Source organism: Parafrankia discariae, from assembly GCF_000373365.1.
Taxonomy (GTDB): Bacteria; Actinomycetota; Actinomycetes; order Frankiales; family Frankiaceae; genus Parafrankia; species Parafrankia discariae.
In genome coordinates, this window is record NZ_KB891219.1 from 186,747 (window position 1) to 206,560 (window position 19,814).

16 protein-coding genes are annotated in these 19,814 nt (G+C 72.4%); 8 read left to right on the plus strand and 8 right to left on the minus strand.

Going from position 1 to position 19,814, the window contains the following annotated elements:
- Positions 1-39: 39 nt before the first annotated feature.
- Positions 40-237: a hypothetical protein gene (locus tag B056_RS42865; RefSeq protein ID WP_154677095.1), complete on the plus strand. Its 198-nt coding sequence runs from the start codon at positions 40-42 to the stop codon at positions 235-237.
- 80 nt (positions 238-317) lie between these two features.
- On the opposite strand, the gene B056_RS0117895 is transcribed toward B056_RS42865, so the two are convergent.
- Positions 318-3,056: a bifunctional acetate--CoA ligase family protein/GNAT family N-acetyltransferase gene (locus B056_RS0117895; protein ID WP_026239822.1), complete on the minus strand. Its 2,739-nt coding sequence runs from the start codon at positions 3,054-3,056 to the stop codon at positions 318-320.
- 224 nt (positions 3,057-3,280) lie between these two features.
- Here B056_RS0117895 and B056_RS0117900 point away from each other — a divergent pair, with 224 nt between their 5' ends.
- Entirely contained in the window at positions 3,281-5,854 is a 2,574-nt protein-coding gene (locus B056_RS0117900; RefSeq protein ID WP_018503240.1) for a helicase-associated domain-containing protein, read from the plus strand.
- Positions 5,855-5,859: 5 nt separating this feature from the next.
- Here the strand turns inward: B056_RS0117900 and B056_RS0117905 are convergent, their stop codons facing one another.
- The gene (locus B056_RS0117905) at positions 5,860-7,596 is read right to left on the minus strand and encodes a serine/threonine-protein kinase (RefSeq protein ID WP_018503241.1); all 1,737 of its coding nucleotides are present in this window, start codon (positions 7,594-7,596) and stop codon (positions 5,860-5,862) included.
- A 467-nt stretch (positions 7,597-8,063) separates the two neighbouring features.
- Here B056_RS0117905 and B056_RS0117910 point away from each other — a divergent pair, with 467 nt between their 5' ends.
- A complete protein-coding gene (locus B056_RS0117910; protein ID WP_018503242.1) occupies positions 8,064-8,564 on the plus strand; it encodes a MarR family winged helix-turn-helix transcriptional regulator in 501 nt (166 codons plus the stop codon).
- A 60-nt stretch (positions 8,565-8,624) separates the two neighbouring features.
- Here B056_RS0117910 and B056_RS0117915 read toward each other — a convergent pair whose 3' ends face one another.
- On the minus strand, positions 8,625-9,125 hold the full coding sequence (locus B056_RS0117915) for a hypothetical protein (protein ID WP_018503243.1): 501 nt from the start codon (positions 9,123-9,125) through the stop codon (positions 8,625-8,627).
- A 271-nt stretch (positions 9,126-9,396) separates the two neighbouring features.
- Here B056_RS0117915 and B056_RS0117920 point away from each other — a divergent pair, with 271 nt between their 5' ends.
- On the plus strand, positions 9,397-10,374 hold the full coding sequence (locus B056_RS0117920) for a GlxA family transcriptional regulator (protein ID WP_018503244.1): 978 nt from the start codon (positions 9,397-9,399) through the stop codon (positions 10,372-10,374).
- Here B056_RS0117920 and B056_RS0117925 read toward each other — a convergent pair.
- Positions 10,358-11,164 carry an enoyl-CoA hydratase-related protein gene (locus tag B056_RS0117925; RefSeq protein ID WP_018503245.1) on the minus strand — a complete coding sequence of 269 codons (807 nt, stop codon included), beginning with the start codon at positions 11,162-11,164 and terminating at the stop codon, positions 10,358-10,360. The genes B056_RS0117920 and B056_RS0117925 overlap by 17 nt on opposite strands.
- 165 nt (positions 11,165-11,329) lie before the next feature.
- Positions 11,330-12,289 carry an HdeD family acid-resistance protein gene (locus B056_RS0117930; protein ID WP_018503246.1) on the minus strand — a complete coding sequence of 320 codons (960 nt, stop codon included), beginning with the start codon at positions 12,287-12,289 and terminating at the stop codon, positions 11,330-11,332.
- A gap of 238 nt (positions 12,290-12,527) precedes the next feature.
- Here B056_RS0117930 and B056_RS0117935 point away from each other — a divergent pair, with 238 nt between their 5' ends.
- From B056_RS0117935 to B056_RS0117945, 3 genes are all read left to right on the plus strand, one after another.
- On the plus strand, positions 12,528-13,535 hold the full coding sequence (locus tag B056_RS0117935; protein ID WP_018503247.1) for an LLM class F420-dependent oxidoreductase: 1,008 nt from the start codon (positions 12,528-12,530) through the stop codon (positions 13,533-13,535).
- A 265-nt stretch (positions 13,536-13,800) separates the two neighbouring features.
- Complete coding sequence (locus tag B056_RS0117940; protein WP_230203051.1) at positions 13,801-14,682, plus strand: DUF2889 domain-containing protein; 882 nt, start codon at positions 13,801-13,803, stop codon at positions 14,680-14,682.
- Between the two features lie 72 nt (positions 14,683-14,754).
- Positions 14,755-15,585: a crotonase/enoyl-CoA hydratase family protein gene (locus tag B056_RS0117945; RefSeq protein WP_018503249.1), complete on the plus strand. Its 831-nt coding sequence runs from the start codon at positions 14,755-14,757 to the stop codon at positions 15,583-15,585.
- Positions 15,586-15,666: 81 nt separating this feature from the next.
- On the opposite strand, the gene B056_RS0117950 is transcribed toward B056_RS0117945, so the two are convergent.
- The 3 genes from B056_RS0117950 to B056_RS37025 form a co-directional block, all read right to left on the minus strand.
- Positions 15,667-16,422, minus strand: coding sequence for a DUF427 domain-containing protein (locus B056_RS0117950; RefSeq protein ID WP_026239824.1), 756 nt, complete (start codon positions 16,420-16,422; stop codon positions 15,667-15,669).
- Positions 16,419-17,744 (minus strand): DUF427 domain-containing protein, encoded by a 1,326-nt coding sequence (locus tag B056_RS0117955; protein WP_076784718.1) that lies wholly within the window; start codon positions 17,742-17,744, stop codon positions 16,419-16,421. The genes B056_RS0117950 and B056_RS0117955 overlap by 4 nt, the downstream gene beginning before the upstream one ends.
- A 93-nt stretch (positions 17,745-17,837) precedes the next feature.
- Positions 17,838-18,734, minus strand: a complete 897-nt coding sequence (locus B056_RS37025) for an alpha/beta fold hydrolase (RefSeq protein ID WP_018503252.1) — start codon at positions 18,732-18,734, stop codon at positions 17,838-17,840.
- 238 nt (positions 18,735-18,972) lie between these two features.
- On the opposite strand from B056_RS37025, the gene ddaH reads away from it, so the two are divergent.
- Positions 18,973-19,752: a dimethylargininase gene (gene ddaH, locus B056_RS0117965; RefSeq protein ID WP_018503253.1), complete on the plus strand. Its 780-nt coding sequence runs from the start codon at positions 18,973-18,975 to the stop codon at positions 19,750-19,752.
- The last annotated feature ends 62 nt before the right edge of the window (positions 19,753-19,814 follow it).

Below are 19,814 nucleotides of genomic sequence, written 5' to 3' on the forward strand. Positions count from 1 at the left end.
ATCATCAGTTCTCCCCTTTGGGAAGTTTAGGGACTGACAGTGAGCGTTCCGCGGCTGGATGGCCCCGGAATTGATCAGGAGGGGCCGTCGGTGGTGGTCCCCGTCCCGGGAACGCGCGGCGAGCCGGCGGCTGACGCCCGGCGCGGCGAGGAGCGCCGGAACGGCGGTGGCACGCTCACCGCGCAGCTCGGCACCGTGACCGTCACCGTGCCGCCGCAGGTGGTCGTCGGCACCTGACTCCTGCACCGTGACGCATTCCGTCGCCTGACGGACTCCGTCGCCTGACGCGAGGCCCCATACTCGGATACCGCGCGGTGCTAGCGGAAGTACTCGACGCCGGAGCCCGTCATCCGCCGGGGCAGTGACTCGGGATCGGTTCCCGGTGGGAGCAGGCGGACGCCGGCATGCAGCAGGACCACGCCGGGCCGGCCGACGAGCACCGGGTCCAGGAGCACCTCGGCGACCGCCGGAACCTCCTCGGCGAGGCGGGCCAGCCGGTGCAGCACGTCCTCCAGGGCGGCCGTGTCCGCCGCCGGGGTGCCGGCGCCGCCGACGAGCAGTACCGCGCCGCGGATGCCCCGCACCATCTCGGCGGCGTCCCGGTCGGTGATCGGCAGCGCCCGGGCCAGCGGGTCGACCAGCAGGTCCGCGACGGCCCCGCCGAGGCGCAGCGACAGCAGCGGCCCGATCGCCGGGTCCTGGGTCATCCGGACCACGGTCGACACCCCGGCCGGTGCCATCGGCTGGACGACCATGTCGCCCGGTCCGACCGCGGCCCGGATCGTGCGCCAGGCCTCCGCGAGCGCGCCGGGTTCCGCGATGCCCAGCTGGACGGCACCGACGTCCAGTCGCCCGCGGAAGCGCTCGTCGGCGATCTTCAGCGCGACGGGCCAGCCGAGCCGCCCGGCCGCGTCCAGGGCCTGGGCGGCGGTCGTCACCGGCTCGCTGGGCCAGACCGCCAGCCCCACCCCGCCCAGGATGTCGCCGACCAGTTCCTGGGACAGCCAGGTCCCGTCCGTCGGGCCGGCGTCCGCCGCGCGGCGCGCGCGGTCCAGGTCGAGCCGGTCGAGCGCGGGGACGGCGCCCTGCTCACGGCTGCGCCAGGCCGCGTGGCCCGCCGCCCGGGCGAGGGCGAGCGCCGCCGACTCGGGGGAGGCGAACGACGGTACGGAGCCGGGCGCGGGTGTCACGGTGCCCTCGGCGTCGCCTGGGGCGGCCAGCGCGGACGGCATCCCGTCGTGCCCGAGGTAGGAGGCCACCACGGGCATCCGGCCGGAGCCCGCGACGGCTCGCACGGCCCGCGCGAGCTCCTCGACGGCCGGGTGCGGGGTGATCAGCGCCAGCACGGCGTCGACGTCCGCGCTGGCGGCGACCGCGCGCAGCGCGCGCTCGAACCGTTCCGGCGTGGCCATCGCGCCCAGGTCCACCGGGTTGGCCGGCTCCGGGCGGCCGAGCGGGTCGCTCAACGCCTCCGCCGTGGCGGCGGAGAAGGGCGGTACCTCCAGGCCGGCCGTTCGGCAGGCGTCCGTCGCCAGGGCGGCGAGCGCGCTGGACGTCCCCACGACGCCGACCCGCCGCCCGGCGGGCAGTGGCTGCGACGCCAGCAGCCCGGCCAGGTCGAACAGTTGGCTCAACGTGTCCACCCGGATGACTCCGGCGCTGGTGAACAGGGCGTCCAGGGCCGGGTCGGCGGCGCTGCGCCCGCTCTTCAGCGCGATCACCGGCTTGCGCCGGCCCACCCGCCGGGCGATCCGGGCGAACTTGCGCGGGTTGCCGAACCCCTGCAGGTGCAGCATGATCACATCGGTGCGCGGGTCCGACTGCCAGTACTGGAGCACGTCGTTGGCCGAGACGTCCGAGCGGTCCCCGGTGGAGACGAACGTGGACAGGCCGATCGCGCGCCGGGACGCCTCGGTGAGGAAGGTCCCGGCCAGCGCCCCCGACTGGGCGAAGGCGCCGACCCGTCCCACCGGCGGGTCGCCGGCCGCGAAGGTGGCGTGCAGGCGGACCGCCGGATCGGTGTTGATCACACCCATCGCGTTCGGGCCGATCAGCCGCATTCCGGACTCGCGGGCCAGCCGGGTGACCTCGGCGAGCCGGGCCCGTCCCTCGGGACCGGCCTCGGCGAACCCGGCCGAGACGACGATCAGGCCACGGACGTCCTTCTCCGCGCAGGCCCGTACCGCGTCGGCCACGGCCGGTGCCGGGACGGCGATCACGGCGAGGTCGACCGCGTCGGGGATCTCGCGGACGTCCGGATAGGCGTAGACCGAGGCGATCTGCCGCGCCGTCGGGTTGACCGGGTAGACCGGGCCGTGGAAGTCGCTGGCCAGCAGCCGACGGAACACCTCGTGGCCGGCGCTGCCGGGCTGGCGGCTCGCGCCGAGGACCGCGACCGTGCGCGGTGTGAGCAGCCGCGCGATGCTCCGCGCCTCCGCGCGCTGCTCCAACGCCCGGGAGATGCCCCGGGTGCGCGGAGTCTGCGCCGTCGGGAACACCACCCGCACGCCACCGGCGCCGTCCGGCCGGGGGCCGCGCGAGCGGGTCTCGGCGCCGGCGAAACCCGCGGCGTGGAAGACCCGCAGCGCCCGGTCGTCGCCCGCGCGCAGATCGGCGACGAGGTGGCGCACCCCGCGCTCGCGGGCCGCGGCGATCAGATGCTCGAGCACCAGCAACCCGAGCCCGCGCCCGCGCAGCGCCGCCTCGACGACGAGCGCGACCACCGCGTCGTCGGAGCCGGTGATCCGTTCGTAGTCCGCCGCTCCGACCAGACGTCCGCGCAGCACGGCCGCGACGGCGAGCCGCCCGCCCTCCCGGGCGTCACCGGCGTCACCGGCGGAGGTCGGTTCACCGGCTGTGGTGAGGTGCCTGGCCAGCTCGTCCGGGGAACGCTCCGCCCACCGCGCGGGCAGGCGCGCGACGTCCGTGGCGGACAGGCCGGCCCGCAGTTCGGCCAGCCCCGGGCCGTCGGTGTCCAGCACGGGGCGCAGCTGGACGGGAGCGCCGTCGGCAAGAACGCCGTCCGCCGCCCAGTGCGCCGGGAAGCGAGATGTCACCCTGCCGACGCTATGCCGCGCCGGACCACGCCGCCCCTGCCCTTCACGGTCTTCCGTGTTCCGTTCCCGGTCCTCCGCCGCCCGGAGCCGACACCGCCCGCCACCGGATTGCACAATGGCTCGGACCGGCCGGCGGCCGGCGATGCCACGGGAATGCCGACAAGCCGGCAGGACCGAACCGGCGGCGACGAGCTGGCAGGGCCGAATCGACGAGGGAGCGTCACATGGCTGAACGGCGGGCGGCGGCCCTGCGGGAACCGCGCGGGTCGGCCGACAGCTACCTCGACTTCCTCCAGGGCCTGGACGAGGCGGCCCTCACCGCTGTCCTCCGGGCGCGCCCGGACGTCCTCGAGGATCCGCCGCGCGGCGTCGGTGAGCTCGTGCGCCGGCTCGGGGACGCGGCCTCGATGCTCATCGCCCTCAACGATCTGGACCGCGACGGGCTCCTGCTCTGCGACGCCGTCATGACGCTGGGCCCGCCCGTCCCGCTGGACCGGTTGGTGGCGCTGCTCGGCGGGTCCGGGGACGGCATCCGCGCGGCGCTGCGCCCGATCAGCCGGCGGGCGCTGCTCTGGGAGAACGACGGGGTCGTCCACGCCTTCGAGCCGTTCCGGCGGCTGTGGGACGACGAGATCGCCGTCTGGCGCCCGGCCGCGGAGCTCATCACGGCCGCCTCCGTCGCCGACCTGCGCCGCGCCGCCCGCGGGCTCGTCCCCGGGGCCCGGATCACCTCGTCCACGACCCGGGAGCGGGCCGCCCGCGTCGTCGGGCAGCTGATGGCCGACCCGGGCGGTGTCGCCACCGCGGTGCGGCGGCTGCCTCCCGCGGCCCGCGACCTGCTGGCCGCGCTGGTCCGTGACCCGATCGGCCTGGTGACCGGCGACAGGCCCGAGGACCTCGACGACCCCGACAGCCTCGATGGCGAAGTGGACGAAGTGCCGGAGGAGGCCGCGGTCGGGGTGCTCGTCGAGTCCGGGCTGTTCCTGCCCGTCGGCGGTGAGCTCGAGGTGCCCCGGGAGGTCGTGGCCGTTCTCTGGGCGGCCGACCCGCAGGTCCGGCTGACCGGACCGCCGAGCCTGCGCCCGGCGGATACGGACCGCGCGGACGAGGCGTTCGCCGCCGGGATCCAGGCCGCCGCCGGGCACGCCCTGCGCTCGGTCTCGGCGCTGCTCGCCGAGGCGGAACGGACCCCCCTCGTGGCGCTGAAGAAGGGCGGCATCGGCACCCGGGAACGTGCCCGGCTGGCGCGGACCCTCTCGCTCCCGGAGGACGAGCTCCCGCTCTGGATCGACGTCGCCCACGCCGCCGGCCTACTGGCCCACGAGGACGGCGGCTACGCGCCGACCGGTGAGTACCCCGGCTGGCGCGGGTCGGACGTCGGACGTCGCTGGGCGGTGCTCGCGCTGGCCTGGTTCCTCCTCGACCAGTCGCCGACACACCGCGAGATCGACAGTGGCCGGGACCAGCCGCCGCCGCTCCCGCTCGCCTCCGGCGCGGGCCGGGTGCGCCGGACGCTGCTGACCACGGCCGGCCCCGGGCGGTCGCTGGCCGCCACGGGCCGGCACCTCGAGTGGTTCCTGCCGTTGCACGGCTATGACCGGCCCCAGCTGGCGAACAAGCGTCGAGCCGCCGTCCGGGAGGCCGAACTGCTCGGCGTCGCCGCCGGGGACACCGTCTCCGACCTCGGTGTCGCCCTCTGCGAGGTCACCGCGGCGGCGCCGGTCGACCCGACCGGGCAGATGCGGGCCCACCAGTTCGGCTTCCCGACGCCGACCCTGACCGGGTTCGTCACCGGAACCCTCGGGCCGCTGGTGGACGAGCTGGCCGGCCGGTGCGGTCCCGCCCTGCCACGCGACGCGTCCACGATGATCCTGCAGTCCGACCTGACCGCGACCGTCGCCGGCCAGCCCAACCACGCGATCGCCCGCCTGCTCGCCGACGCCGCCGTCTCGGAGTCGCGCGGCACGGCCGGAACCTGGCGTTTCACCCCGGCGAGTGTCCGCGGCGCGCTGGACGTCGGCTGGAGCGAGCGGGAACTGCTCGACGAACTGCGCGCCGGCGCCGCGTACGGGGTACCCCAGGGGCTCGAGTACCTCGTCGCGGACGTCGCCCGCCGTCACGGGCACATCCGCGCGCGGGCGGTACGGGCCACGGTGGTCGCGGACGAGGCGACGATCAGCGAGATCCTGGCGACCCGCGCGCTGCGGTCGCTGGGTCTGCGGCGGCTGGCGCCGACCGTCGCCGCGTGCGGTACGGACGCGCGGGAGGTGGCCGAACGCCTGCGCGCCGCGGGCATGGCCCCGGTGGTCGAGGACGAGCACGGCACCGTCGTCCTCCACCGGCGGCCGGGCGGTCCGGCGACGGCTTTGGCGGGCGGCGCCGCTGGGAACGGCGGCGGCGTTGGGAACGGGGCTGGTAACCGGGCTGGGGTTGGGAACCGGGGCGGCGCGGGGGACCGGGGCGGGGACGGCGGGTGGGTGGCTCCGGTGGACGTGGCGCGGCGCATCCTCGCGAACCGGTCCGGCGCCGGCGACGCCTCCCGTGCCGACCCACGCGTCGTGCGCCAGCTCGGCCGGCTGAACCCGCGGCTCACCCTCGCCGAACGGCAGCTCCTCGCCGCCGCGCTCGACCACGGCGAGATCGTGACGATCATCTACCGGGACCGGTTCGAACGGCGGACCAGCCGTCCGATCGCACCGGTGGAGCTGCTCGGCGGCCGGCTCGACTCCTGGTGCCACCTCCGCGAGGCGCAGCGTGAGTTCAACGTCGCCCGTATCGAGGGGGTGGCACCCGGCTGAGCGGGTCAGGGCCGGTGGCGCAGGCTGCCCGCCGGGCGGCCACCGGCCTCGTCCTCGGACCGGTACTCGAGCGCGCCGTCGGGTGCGAGGCGCAGCCTGGTCGTGCCGCCGCTCGTGCACACCGGCAGGCCCAGCAGGGTGGGGTTGTCGCCCGAGCCGCCGATGTCGCGCAGAACGACCTCGGGCCCGGAGCCCGCCGCGCCGCTGATCCCCACGAGCTGCTGGTCGCCGACGCACCGGATCGGCGCGCCGCCTCCCAACGCCCCCAGCCCGACCAGCGTGACCTCGGCGTGGCCCACGGTCTGGCCGCTCTCACCGGGCCGCAACGTGATCACGACGTCCTGCGCGACCCCCAGCCGCGAGGTGATCGGCCCCTCCCAGGTCCCGGCGTACCCGGCCGGCAGGGCCCCGGGCACCGTGGGACCGGACCCGCCCGAAGGCGTTGGCGGTCCGCCGGCGGACGGATCCGCGGTCGAATGGTCGAGCAGGTCGGTCAGGGAGCCGAGCCCGGCGGTCGTCCCGGGACTCACCTCGGCGCCCGTGCCGGCGCCCGTGTCGCTGTCCGAGCCGCGTAGGGCGACCGTCATGACAGCCGTCACGATCACGGCGAGGCACACGACACCCAGGGCGGCGACGGTCACGAGTGCGCGCCGCCCACCGCCCGGCCTGGCGACGGGTCCGACCGGGGCACCCGACGGTGCGGGCGGTGCGCCTGGTGGTGTGGCCCGCGATGCGCCCGACGGTGTGGCCCGTGTCGGTGTGGTCGGCATGGCCGGCGCCGGCGGCCAGGGCTGTGCCCGGTTGTGATCTTCGGGCGTGGGGTGGTCGTTGGTCGAGGTGATGACGGGGGCGTCCAGGTCGAGGAGCGCGACGGCCTGCCGGCTCAGCCCGGTGACCAGATCCTGCGGCAGCCATCCGGTGGTGATCAGCCCCGCGGCGCCGCCGCCCGGCGCGAGCTCCGCGAGCACGCCGAGCGGCCCCGGGCGCTCAGCCGGCGCCTTGCGCAGGCAGGCGTCCACGACGGCACGCAACTCGGCCGGGACCGCGTCGAGCCGCGGCTCGCCCGTCAGGATGCCGTACATCACCGCGGGCATCCCGCTGCCCGAGAACGGGCCCGACCCCGTCGCGGCGAAGACGAGCACCGAACCGAGGGCGAAGACGTCGCTGGCCGGCCCGACGTCCCGCCCGCCGATCTGCTCGGGTGACATGAAGGCCGGCGAGCCGATCGCGGACCCCGAGTGGGTGAGCACGGTGGCGTCGAACGCGCGGGAGATCCCGAAGTCGATGACCCGTGGCCCGTCGAGGCCGAGCAGCACGTTCGAGGGCTTGAGATCGCGGTGCACCAGGCCGGCGGCGTGCACGGCACTCAGGGCCTCGGCGAGGCCGGCACCCAGTGCTCGCACGGTCGACACCGGCAGTGGGCCGCGTCGGCGCACCGCCTCCAGCAGGGACGGCCCCGGGACGTAACCGGTGACCAGATAGGGCTGCTCGGCATCCGGGTCGGCGTCGATCACCGGCGCGGTCCAGGAGCCGCCGACCCGGCGGGCCGCCTCGACCTCGCGGCGGAAGCGGGTCCGGAACGTCGGGTCGCCGGCGAACTCCGGCCGGATCACCTTGACGGCGACAGTGCGCCCGCCCGGGCTCCGGGCCAGGTACACCCGGCCCATCCCGCCGGCACCGAGCAGGCCGAGCAGCCGGTATCCGCCGGTGGTCCGGGGATCATCCGCGCGGAGGGGTTCCATCCGGGACGACTCCTCCCGCCCGCCGCGTGACTGCCGGCCGGGGCGGCGGCCGTCCTGCGCGGCCGGCCCCGTCCCGCCGCCGTGCGACTCGGGCGACCTGGAACGATCGTTTGGGCAAGTCCCATCATGTAGCCCTCGGCCGCGGCGACGACCGGCGCCTCGGGCCATGGTGGGCTCCGGTTCCGGGAGTGTCACAGGTCATCCGGCGGCGGCGGCGGTCCGAACCCGCCGAAGTCGTAGACAAGGGGGTGCGGCGGACGTCCACGGGACGCCGGCCGGGCCGCCGTCCACGGGTCGGCACCTCGAGTCGGAAGGCACAGGCAGACAGCTTGAACGCGCACGCAGGTCACGGGTCGGATGGCGCGGGGCGCCGGGAGGCGGACCGCGACCCCGGCGGCGGACGGACGGAGCCGCCCGCCCCGCCCGGGGAGGCTGCCCCGCCCGGGGAGGCGACGTCCGGCGAGCCGGTGTTCGGCGAGGCGGCGACGCCGGCCGCCGAGCCGCGTTGGCTCGACGCCGACGAACGGGCCGCCTGGCGGGGTCTGATCGGTGTCATGACCCGGCTGCCCGCCGCCCTCGACACGCAGCTCCGCCGGGACGCCGGGCTGAGCCACTTCGAGTACTCGGTGCTCGTCGGGCTGTCGGAGGCGCCGAACCGGACGCTCGCGATGGCCCGGCTCGCCCAGTTCACCTGCGGCTCGCTGTCCAGGCTCTCGCACGCGGTCAAGCGCCTCGAGGACAAGGGCTGGGTGCGCCGCGCCCCGTGCGCGGCCGACGGGAGAGTCACGAACGCCACGCTGACCGACACCGGTTTCGCGAAGCTGGCCGCCTCCGCTCCCGGCCACGTCGAGACCGTGCGCGACCTGGTCGTGGAGGCGCTCGCGCGGGACCAGCTCGACCAGCTCGCCGCCATCTGCGGCCAGATCCTCGACCGCCTCGACACCGTGCCGCCGCCCCGGTCGCGCTGATCCGCCTGCCTGGCCTGCCTGGCTGCCCGGCCTGCCGGCCCGGCGCGACCCGCTCGAAGGTCAGACGCCTGTGGTCGACCCCGGCCGGGCGATCATCAGCACGGTGACCACGGCCCACAGCAGGCTGAACATGCCGGTGGTCATCGCGAGCCGCTTCGTCCGGGCGGCGATGGCCGCCTGACGCACGGGCCCGGCACCGGCCGGCCCGGTGCCCTCGCCCGGGGCGATCTCCTCCAGAAGCTGCCGCTGCCAGGGGAGGACCGCCGTCGCCAGCAGCACCGCCGCCAGCCCCGTCAGGATGATCGAGGCGACGAGCCACGGGTCACCGAGGACGTCCATGCTCGCGGCGGTGGCGAAGCCGAAGATCGGCACTGTGATGCCGATCGCGGCATAGACGTTGCAGATGCGGTGCAGAGTCTCGACCACTCCGGTAGCCCGGACGTCGCCGGGGTCGCGCAGCGCCGCCCGCACCGCCGGCGCGTACATGCTCGCCGCGACCGTCACCGGGCCGATGGCGATGATCGCTACGAGTACGTGGACGCTCAGCAGGAATGTGGTCACGGGTCCGTCCTGGGAGTGCGGGGGCAGCCGGAGGAGTCGGCAACCGCCACGCTAGGCGTCCAGTCACCATTCCCGTGAGTGGCGGGAGCGCCAGCTGTCGACGGATTCCCGCCAGGGTGGTCCGACCCCTTCTGCCCTTGACACCCACAGCTGTCGGCGATCGATACTTCCTTTTCATGGCGTAATACCCCGGTGGGCGCGGCTCAGGTCACGGGCGGTACCGGCAGGATCGCCCGTTGGCGGGAAGCGGTCGCCTGGTTATCGTCCTGCCATGCACACCGTGGCGGTCCTGGCCATCGACGGCGTGGTCCCCTTCGACCTGGCGGTACCGGTCGACACCTTCGGCCGGGCCCGGCTACCCGACGGCCGGGCCGCCTACCGGGTGAGGATCTGCGCTGGCCGGAGTGTCAACGGCGCCGTCGAGGCGGACGGCGGGGCGTTCTCCCTGCGGGCCCCCTGGGGGCTGGACACGCTCGCCGAGGCCGACACGATCGTCATCCCCGGCGTCGGCGAGCACGCCGGGCCCCTGCCGGAGGAGGCCGTCGTCGCGCTGCGGGCCGCCGCCGCGCGTGGCACCCGCATCGCCTCCGTCTGCGGCGGGGCGTTCCTGCTCGCGCAGACCGGCCTGCTGGACGGTCTGCGCGCCACCACGCACTGGATCGCCGCCGAGGAGCTCGCCCGCCGTCACCCCACGGTGCGGGTGGACCCGAACGTGCTGTTCGTCGACAACGGGCAGATCCTCACCTCGGCCGGCGCCGCGGCCGGCCTCGACCTGTGTCTGCACATGATCCGCTCCGACCACGGGGTCGCCGTGGCGGCCGACGTCGCCCGGCTGTCAGTCGTCCCGCTGGCCAGGGAAGGCGGTCAGGCCCAGTTCATCGTCCGCGACCGCCCGCCGCCGGACGGCTCCGTCCTCGAACCGCTGCTGCGGTGGATGGAGGCGAACTGCCACCGCCCGCTGACCGTGGACGACCTCGCCGCCCAGGCGATGACGAGCCCGCGCACGCTCAACCGCCGCTTCCGTGAGCAGACGGGTACGACCCCGTCCCAGTGGCTGCACCGGGTGCGCCTGCGCCAGGCGCAGTACCTGCTCGAGACCACCGGGCACTCGGTGGAGCGGATCGCCGCCCAGGTCGGCTTCGGATCGCCCACCGCCTTCCGGGACGGGTTCCGCCGGCTGGTCGGCACCAGCCCGCAGGCCTACCGCCGGGCCTTCCGCGACGCCGGTGCCGTCACGCCTCCCGGGTAGGGAGCGGGTCGAAGACGGCCGACCGCTTCTCCGTACGCGCGGTCAGTGCCTCCGCGAGGCCCGGGCCCTCGAAGGCGATGTCCATCCGGCGGAGCGTGTCGGTCAGCGCGTCGTCCTGGGAACGATCGAGGTCCAGGTAGACCTGCTCCTTGATCATTGCCAGGGAGAACGGCGAGCAGTTGTCGACCAGGTCCTTCGCGTAGGCGACCGCGGCCTCCAGCACGGTCCCGTCGGGGACGACCTGGTGGACGAGCCCGAGCTTCGCGGCCTCCTGCGCGCCGACGGTCCGCCCGGTGAGGAGGAGATCCAGTGCCGGCTGGAGGCCGATGGCCCGCGGCAGCAGCCAGGAGACGCCGTACTCCGCCGCCAGGCCGAGCCGGGAGAACGCGGTCGCGATCTTCGCTGACTCGGCGGCGATGCGGATGTCGCTGCCCATCATGTAGGCGAAACCGATGCCCACCGCGGCGCCGTTCACCGCGGCGATCACCGGCTTGCGCAGGCGCATCGTGAGGGCCGGCAGGTCCTCGCGGGCCGGTACGAACTTCTTGATCGCTTCGGCGCCGTCGCGCAGCACCGCGAGATCGGCTCCGGCGCAGAAGCCCGCGCCGGCACCGGTGACCACGATTGCCCGGACCTGCGGGTCGTCATCCGCCGCGCGCAGGGCGGCCGCATACGCGAGCGCCATCGTGCTGGTCACCGCGTTGCGTGCCTGCGGTCGGTTGAACGTGATGACAGAGACGCCGTCGCGGATCTCGGTCAGGATCTCCTTCTCGTCGGTCTCCGCCGTCACCGCGCCCGCCTCCGTCGTCGTTGGTCGTCGCCCGCGAGCCTAGGGGACCGCGGGCAGGCGATGCGCCCGCTTGTGACATGGGTTGTGCCTGGCGGCCGGGAATCCCCGGCCGCCGCTTTCCGCTTCTGATCAGCTGCGGTTCCTGACCAGCCACGGTCCACTCGGCTACGTTCCACCGCGGACCCGGGCGTCGCCACGTGCCTGCGACCGCGCCGACTCGGCGGTGGCGCGTCCGCTGAAGCCGCTCTCGGTCAGCGAGTCCACCTCCTGCTCCTCGCCGTGGTCATTGGAGTGGAACGCCGCGGCCAACTTGGTAAGACCGGTGACGAGCGCGGCCAGCGCGACCCACAGGACGACGAACGAGTAGGTCGGGTGGTGGTGCGCCGCCGCCCAGAAGGCGATGCCGATCGAGAATGCACCGATCGCCAGCGGCGCCCACCACGGAGCCCCACCACGCAGGTTCCCGGCCGCCGTGCCGAACGCCGGACCACCGCGGCCGACGCGTCGGTGCGCGAACGACGTCGCGATGGCGTGGATGCCCGCGACCAGCAGATACCACGCCACCATGCGGGCCACCACGGTGAGCGTGGGCGCCGGCCAGGCGAGCGCGACGATGCCGCCGATGACGAACAGCAGCGCCAGCAGGGCGTGCGTGGGGCGCCAGTCCGCCGCGGTCGTCATCGCGGCGGCGAGCTCACTGACCGCTGCGACCAACAGCATGATCCCGAGCAGGTTGGCGATCGAATTGCCGGTGGTGAGGCCGAACATCGGTATGGCCAGCGCGAAGAGGATCCAGCCGATCCCGAGCATCAGCAGCGCGGGACCGGCTTTCGCCGCCAGCCCAGGGCCGCCGATGGCCTTTTTGCCGCCAGCGCCCGGCCGACCGCCGTGCGCGTGATCACCGCGCGGGTGATCCGGCTGGTTCTGGTGGGTGCGCTCGGGCGCCCGGGATCGATCCGCGAAGATCGTCTGTTCGTTCGTACCGGCGTTCGGATGCTCCGTGATCTCCCTGCCCGATGGGAGATCCCCACCTGATCGGGTGGAGAAGTCGCCGGGCAGGTCCGGATCGGCGCGCCCGCCGCGTCGTTCACGCCGCGGACCGCCGGCGCCAGTAGATGCACTCATGAGGTCATCCCCTCCATCGAAGTGGTGGTTGTGCCGCCTGTCCTCCTTCGCGCGTGCTCCTCACGTGTCCTCCGGTCTTTCACGTGCCCTGAGCGCGGGCATCTCATACCGTGCGTGACGAGATCGGTCCGATCGGTACACACGACGGACCTGGTGGCAGGATCGGTTGCCTGCGTCGGTCCGCTGGCACCAACCTGATGACCGGCGGCGTGCCCGGGGACTGCAACGAGGAGACGCGATGAAGATCGATTTCACTCTGTCTGACGACATCGCCTCGACCTCGACCAGTGCCGCCCAGGTCGAGAAGGACGGGTACGCCGGCGCCTGGGTCGGGGAGACCCGGCACGACCCGTTCATGCAGTGCCTCCAGGCCGCGACCGCGACCAGCTCCCTGACGGTCGGGACGTCGATCGCGATCGCGTTCGCCCGCACGCCGATGACGCTGGCGAACCTGGGATACGACCTGGCGCAGTACAGCGAGGGTCGGTTCGTCCTCGGCCTCGGCTCGCAGATCAAGCCGCACATCGAGAAGCGCTTCTCGATGCCGTGGTCGCACCCCGCCGCCCGCATGCGTGAGCTCATCCTGGCGATCCGGACGGTCTGGGACTGCTGGCAGAACGGCACGAAGCTGGACTTCCGTGGCGACTTCTACACCCACACGCTCATGACCCCGTTCTTCACCCCCAAGCCGCACGCCTTCGGCCCGCCCCCGATCTACCTCGCCGCGGTGGGACCCGGCATGACCGAGGTCGCCGGCGAGGTCGCGGACGGGTTCTTCGTCCATCCCTTCAGCACCATGCGCTACGTCGAGGAGGTGACGATTCCCGCGCTGCTGCGCGGCCGGGCCAAGGCTGGCAAGGCCGACCTGGAGGGCTTCACGATCTGCGGGCCCTCCTTCGTCACCATCGGCCGGACCGCTGAGGAGATGGGACGGTCGGTGGCCGCCACCAAGAAGCAGATCGCCTTCTACGGGTCCACCCCCGCCTACCGCGCGGTCTTCGACATGCACGGCTGGGGCGAGGCGCAGCCCGAGCTGACCGCTCTCTCCAAGCAGGGCCGCTGGGATGACATGGCCGACCTGGTGACCGACGAGATGCTGGCCGAGTTCTCCGTCGTCGGCACCCCCGAGGAGGTCGGCCGCGCGCTCAGCGAGAAGATCGGCGGCGTCTACGCCCGGACCACGCTTTACGACTCGGGCGGCTCCGACCCGGCGCACTGGCCCGCGGTGCTCGACGCGGCACGCTGACCTGCCCGGTCCGTCCTGTCCGTCCCAATCGGGAATGGGTAGCCGTCGCCAGGTGTCGTGCTAGACGAGTCCCGAGCCGCGGAGGGTGATCAGGATGGCCTCGAGCTGGGAACTTGTAGCCCCACCGCCCGCGGAGCCGCCACTGCACCCGCGGCACGGCATCCAGGAACCGACCGTGGGCAGCCCTCCGCGCCGGCCCGGTTCGGTCCGACGGACGATCACACTCGACTCGGCGCGTCCAGACGGCCCGACCGGAAATGTGATCATGATCGGTCGCGGTCGGGACCTGGTCACCGGCCTCGACGGCGCCGCCTCCGTGATCGCCGAGGCGATGTTCCGGTTCGAGATCGCCTTTCAGGGGCGACGCGAGATCCTGCGCGTCGAGACCGTTCCAGAGGTTCCCGCGCTGGCCGGCCTCGTCGGCGTCAGTTCCACATCCGGCTTCCGCCGTCACCTCGCCGAGATCGCGCCGGAGCTGCGCACCACCCACCCGCTGTTCGCCGCGTTGCTTGACGACGCCCCGGTGACCTCGCTCGTCTCCGGCTACGCGACAACCCGCATGGGGCTTGTCCACGGCAATGGGCGAATCATGCTGGCACAGGCCGATCAGTGCGCAGGCTGGGCGCGCGACGCGACGATCATCGGCTCGATCGAGGACGGGAACGGCCCGCCCATGGTCACCGGTCCACCGGCGCCGTCCGTACTGGTGCCAGCCGATCCGATGGCATGGCACGAACTGGCCGGGCTGCCGCCACACGGCATGAGGCGGGCCCGCCGTCTTGACCTGCTCCCGACCGGTGTCGACGAACTGCGGCTGGACGTGTTCTTCCGAGACAGCTACCAGTCCGACGGTGGACCTGAGGCCGTCATCCACGAGTACGAGGTGAACGCGGCGCTCGACTCGGGAACACTGACCTTCACCGAGATCGAGTCGACTCCTCGCGTGCTGCCCTGGGTCGAGTGCCCGCTCGCGGCCGCGAGCGCGGCCCGACTGGCTGGCACCGCTGCCGCCGACGCCCGGCAGGTCGTGGGCACGACCTTCCGCGGGACGTCCACCTGCACCCACCTGAACGACACACTGCGATCGCTTGGAGATGTCCCCGCCCTGGTGGCCATGCTGCCAGGCCGGTCGGCGCACCAGGCGTGATCTTGCGGCGGGTGTGTCGATAGGAGAAGGTGGGGAGATTCGGACGGGCCACAATTTCCTCGGGAGTCCTTCGTGGGTAGCCGCAGTTTCGAGATGGACGTGGTCGACAAGGTCGCGTGGCTCGTCCTATCCAGGCCAGAAGAACTCAACACGCTTCAGTCTGATTTCTGGCAGGATCTTCCGCTGGCCGTGTCGAAAATCGACCAGGACGGAGGCGTTCGGGCGCTCGTAATATCGTCGACCGGTCGGCACTTCACCGCGGGCCTGGACCTGAATGTCTTCGGCGGCACCGAGCTTTTCCCGGACGGCGAGCCGGCCCGCGTCAACATGGCCCGCCGCTCGCTTGTTCTTCGCATGCAGGACGCTCTCACCGCGCTGGAACGGGCGCGCTTTCCCGTCCTCGCCGCCGTGCAGGGCGGTTGTGTCGGCGGCGGACTCGATCTCGTTACCGCATGCGATATGCGTTATGCCACGGTGGACGCGTTTTTTGTCGTCCAGGAGACAAAGATCGGAATCACTGCCGATCTCGGCACACTTCAACGGCTCCCCAAGATAATTCCGGAGGGAGTCGCGCGCGAGCTCGTCTACACCGGTCGCCGACTTCCCGCCGACCGTGCGCTCACCGTCGGCCTCGTGAACGAGGTCTATCCCGATCAGGAGGCGATGCTGCGCGGTGTGCGCGAGGTCGCGGAGGAAATCGCCGCCAACAGTCCGATGGCGGTCTGGGGGAGCAAGGAGATGCTGCTCTACTCCCGTGATCACTCTGTCTCCGACGCGCTGGCACACACGGCGACCTGGCAGGCGGGGGCACTCCAGCCGGTGGACGTGACCGAATCGATTCAGGCCCGGATGGAGAAGCGCGTTCCAAGCTATCCGGATCTTCCGCCGACCTCGACTGACTGACTGACTGGCGCCGCCGCCCGGTATCCAGGCGTACTGCCGAAGTTCGCGGTGGACCCCGGCTGCCGGGAACGGCTCACCCGGTCAGCACTGTCCCCCGCTATCGCAGGTGGGTCCGTCCAGCCGCGGTTCGAGGTCCTCGAGGTCCTCGAGGACACGGGTCGGCGCGGGCAGGTCGTGCTCCACCGTCGCGCGGGACCCGTCAAAACTCAACAGGCCGGAGATCGGGACACTTTCGGGGAGGGGATCCTCGTAGGACCAGGCGATGTCCTCCACGACGACGTCCCCGACGATCGCCGACCAGTAGGACGCGGCCCCCTTGTAGGGGCAGTAGGTCTTCGTCGCGCTCGGGTGGAGAAGCCCCATGTCGACCTGCTCGCGGCGAACGTAGAGCCGCGGCGCGAGCGCTGACTCGTACAGGGCGACGGTGTCCGAGGTGTCGACGAGCACCACGTCGCCGACCTCGACGCGCAGGTGCCGAGTCGAGCGGAGGCAGTCGATCCGATGGTAGGGATTGCGCGGATGGCCGAGCATCCGTTCTTCCTCCTCCCACCATTCGTCGACTGCCTCCCACGGGACCCGTAGGTGTCCCGCGACGGCGGGCTCTGGTTCGGACGCCACGGTCGCCTGGACGTCCTCGGCGGGGAACGCATAGGTCGGAGGTTGTCCCGGGGCGTGAACCAGCAGCACTCGCTCGCTGTCGACCACGGTCTGGCCGCCGGACCGGCCACGTACCCGACGTTGGAAAGGCTCAACGTAGCCGAGCGGTGTCGGGAGCGGGACGCTGAATCGGCCGGCCGGCCGCGCGGACAGGGGGCCTCGTCCTGTAGTGAGACTCACAGCGCGGTCCTGCCGTCGACCGCGCGCCCGTCATTCCGGAAGCCACGCAACATGGCATCGACCGTGAACGACGAGATCAGGGTATCGGCCTCGTCGTAGACCCGGCATTCGGAATGGGTCATCCCATCGCCGGCGAAGGTCGACAGATGGTGGTAGCGCATCCAGTGGTCGGCCCGGACCTCGGAGTGGAAGGAGATGGCAATCGCGTTGATCCCCATCGAAAGGGTGCGATGGGCCTGGTTCTGGCCGACCCCCTCGTGCGGGCGCAGGGCGGCGGCGATGGAGATGTGCCCGGTGAACTGGGCAAGTAGCCCGGCCTGTAGGTACGGATCGTCCGGCACCGCGCGAAACCGAACCCACGTGTCGATGACCGGAGGCCCCACTGGCGCGGCCGAGTCGTCGGTGTACGCCGCGTCGACCATGCGGATATCGCGCCCCGTCACCGACATGTCGTAGGGTTCGCTGTCGTATGGCCCTGCGCACGGCGGCGGGTCCGCGGCGTGGCGGACGACGTCCGGTGCGGTGACGTCGAGCAGCAGAGTGCCGCTGGCACGCCGCTTTCCGCGCTGGGAGACATGCACTGCCAGTGTCGTGAAGCTCCGACCGGAACTGAGTTCGTCCACCTCGAACTCGAGTGGTTCGCGAGCGTCGGCCGCCCGGTAGAACACCATGTGCGCCGAGACGACCCGCCGCCCGGGCGCGTGGCGACCGCCGGCCACCACGGCCTGCCCGAGCATCTGACTGCCCTCGACCACGGGTCGCCGGGGATCCGCGAGGGCCACGCTGACGTATCTGCGGTCGCCGGCCTGGCGGACATTCATGATGTCGATGAGATCGGTGGCGTCGCCCCAGGTGGGGAAGCGCTTGATCGTGCTGTCGCGGGGCTGCTCGCCGGGGACCTCGTCGACGATCTCCACCCTGACCCGGTCGTGGTCGAAGGCGGCGAGGTCGGTCAGCCACTCCAGACCGGAGGTCGGCTGGGTGAAGACCCACAGCGCGTCTCGGCCGTCGACCGTCGTGGTGCTGGCGGGGTCGTGCCAGTCGACGGAGCCGGTGTCGATCTTCCCCTCAAGGGACCACAGGCGCGCGGTGCCCTTCACCGGGCACGACACCGTGCGGCCTTCGTCTCCGAAGGAGTCGAACCGGATATCGGAGCGTGGGAAGTAAAGAACTGGGACCTGCCCCGGCTCCTGCACCCGGACGGCGGCTGTCGACTCCGCCACCAGGGTGCCGCCCCACCACGCTCGGGCCTGGTAGAGGCATGGCTGCCGAGTTAAGGCCGGATCGCTTGCCGACGTCGCGTCGGCCGTTACAGGCTGCACGTCACAGGAAGCTAACACCGTGCCCCGGGTCGGGACGAGGAATGCGGAGCCGGGAGGCATCCGGCCCTACTGTCCTGAGTCGTCGCCGTCCGCTCAGGGGGTGCCCGCCCTCGAGGAGAGGCGGGTCAGCCAGTCGAGGACAAGCGAGTTGAACACCTCGGGGTGCTTCTGGTGCAACCAGTGCCCACCCGGCAGCACATGAACCTCGTCGGACGGGCCCGTGGCCAGTCCGCGTTCCCACTCGGCCTGGTCGGCACGCCGTTCCGCGTACACGGACAGCACGGGGCAGGTGCGTTTGGCCAGGTAGTCGTTGCTCTGCTCTCGGCGGCCGAACTGGTCGACGTCCAGCCACATGCCGGCGAAGGCCGCCTGGGCCACGTCGACGGGTACACCCAGCGCGCGTCGACGGTGCCAGGTCGTCAGGCTCTCGGGGGCGTCGGGGCCCGCCAGCGCCGCGAGATACCTCAGCAGACGGTCCATCCCGCCGGGCTCGCCAAGGTTCGCCAGCGACCGCGCGGATCTCTCGACGTCGGCCTCGGGTAGACCGTAGGCGGGCTCCACCGCGACGACGGCGCGGACGAGATCGGGATGTTCCACGGCCAGCGCACTGGCCACCATCGCTCCCAGCGAGTGTCCGATGGCGATCACCCCGCCGCTGTCCGCGGTCACCCCCCGCTCGCGGAGCAGAGCCGCGACGTCGGTCGCGAGGATCCGCGGTCGTAGCCCCTTCGAACCGGTGGATCGACCGTGGCCGCGTAGATCGACGGCGATCACCCGGTGGCGTCGGAGGAAAGCCGGGATCTGGAAGTTCCAGTCGTGCGAGTCGCAACACCAGCCGTGGATGAGCACCAGCGGTGGGGGTGCGCTGGGTGCTTTCGTTCCGTTCAGGCTCAGTGGGCCTGGGTTCTCGCCGAGGAGCGCGCTTCCGTCCTGGGCGGGATCGTCGGTGAAGAACAGCTTGGTCTCGACCCCGAGGTCGAAGTGCGGCATCGGCAGCCCCCGTTCGCTAGACGACGTTCGTTGGCAGTGGACCGGGGAGGATGCCGGGTCCGACCCGGGAGGGTATACGCATGATGCGGACGAAGCCCTGCCAGATCGACGATCCGTGCCCGTCCGACGTTCCCGCTATTCCGTGAGTCCGTGGCCGAGGGCTGGCATCCTGTTGGACGTGGACGCTGCCCCGGGCGATTCGACTGTCTCGCGTCGAGCCTCCGCCCGCACGTACCTTATGTGCCCACCGGAGTACTTCGACGTCACCTATGCCATCAACCCGTGGATGCGGCCGGAGGTGCCGACGGACCTCGCTCGGGTGAAGGCCCAGTGGGAGGCACTACGGACCGTGTACCTGGAGCTGGGCCACCAGGTCGAGCTGGTCGAGCCGGTACCCGGGCTGCCGGACATGGTCTACGCGGCCAACGGCGGCCTGGTCGTCGACGGTGTCGCGGTCGGGGCGCGTTTCCGGTACCCGCAGCGGCGGGCCGAGGCGGACCACTATCTCGACTGGTTCCGCGGCGCTGGAATGCGGGCGCACGCTCCGTCTTACGTCAACGAGGGGGAGGGGGACTTCCTGGCGGTCGGTGGCGTCGTCCTGGCCGGGACGGGTTTCCGTACCGAGAAACGCGCGCATGCCGAGGTGGCGGGCATCCTTGGCCGCAGGGTCCTGACCCTGGAACTGGTCGACCCTCGCTTCTATCATCTCGACACCGCGCTCTGCGTCCTCACCGAGGATCTTATCGCGTATTATCCGGCTGCATTCAGCGCGTGCAGCAACGCGGTCCTTCGGGAGGTGTTTCCGGGAGCACTCACGGTTACCGAGCGAGAGGCGGTCGCGTTCGCGCTGAATGCGGTCAGTGACGGGCTGCATGTGGTGATCTCGGCCGACGCCACCGGGTTCGCGAGCATGCTGCGTGACCATGGATTCATCCCGATCGGCGTGGCCACGGATGAGATCCGGCGGGGTGGCGGCGGCGCGAAATGCTGCACGCTGGAACTGCGTCCGGCCAGCTGAGTCCGGCTGGCTGGGCCCGGAGGCGCTCACCGAGCGGAACCGTTGCGTCTTTCTGTCGAAGA

Coding starts and splice junctions, on each gene's coding strand:
- B056_RS0117930 (WP_018503246.1), bottom strand. CDS start 12,289: ATGAGTGCATCTACTGGCGCCGGCGGTCCGCGGCGTGAACGACGCGGC.
- B056_RS0117935 (WP_018503247.1), top strand. CDS start 12,528: ATGAAGATCGATTTCACTCTGTCTGACGACATCGCCTCGACCTCGACC.
- B056_RS0117900 (WP_018503240.1), top strand. CDS start 3,281: ATGGCTGAACGGCGGGCGGCGGCCCTGCGGGAACCGCGCGGGTCGGCC.
- B056_RS0117940 (WP_230203051.1), top strand. CDS start 13,801: ATGATCGGTCGCGGTCGGGACCTGGTCACCGGCCTCGACGGCGCCGCC.
- B056_RS37025 (WP_018503252.1), bottom strand. CDS start 18,734: ATGCCGCACTTCGACCTCGGGGTCGAGACCAAGCTGTTCTTCACCGAC.
- B056_RS0117905 (WP_018503241.1), bottom strand. CDS start 7,596: ATGGAACCCCTCCGCGCGGATGATCCCCGGACCACCGGCGGATACCGG.
- B056_RS0117920 (WP_018503244.1), top strand. CDS start 9,397: ATGCACACCGTGGCGGTCCTGGCCATCGACGGCGTGGTCCCCTTCGAC.
- ddaH (WP_018503253.1), top strand. CDS start 18,973: ATGTGCCCACCGGAGTACTTCGACGTCACCTATGCCATCAACCCGTGG.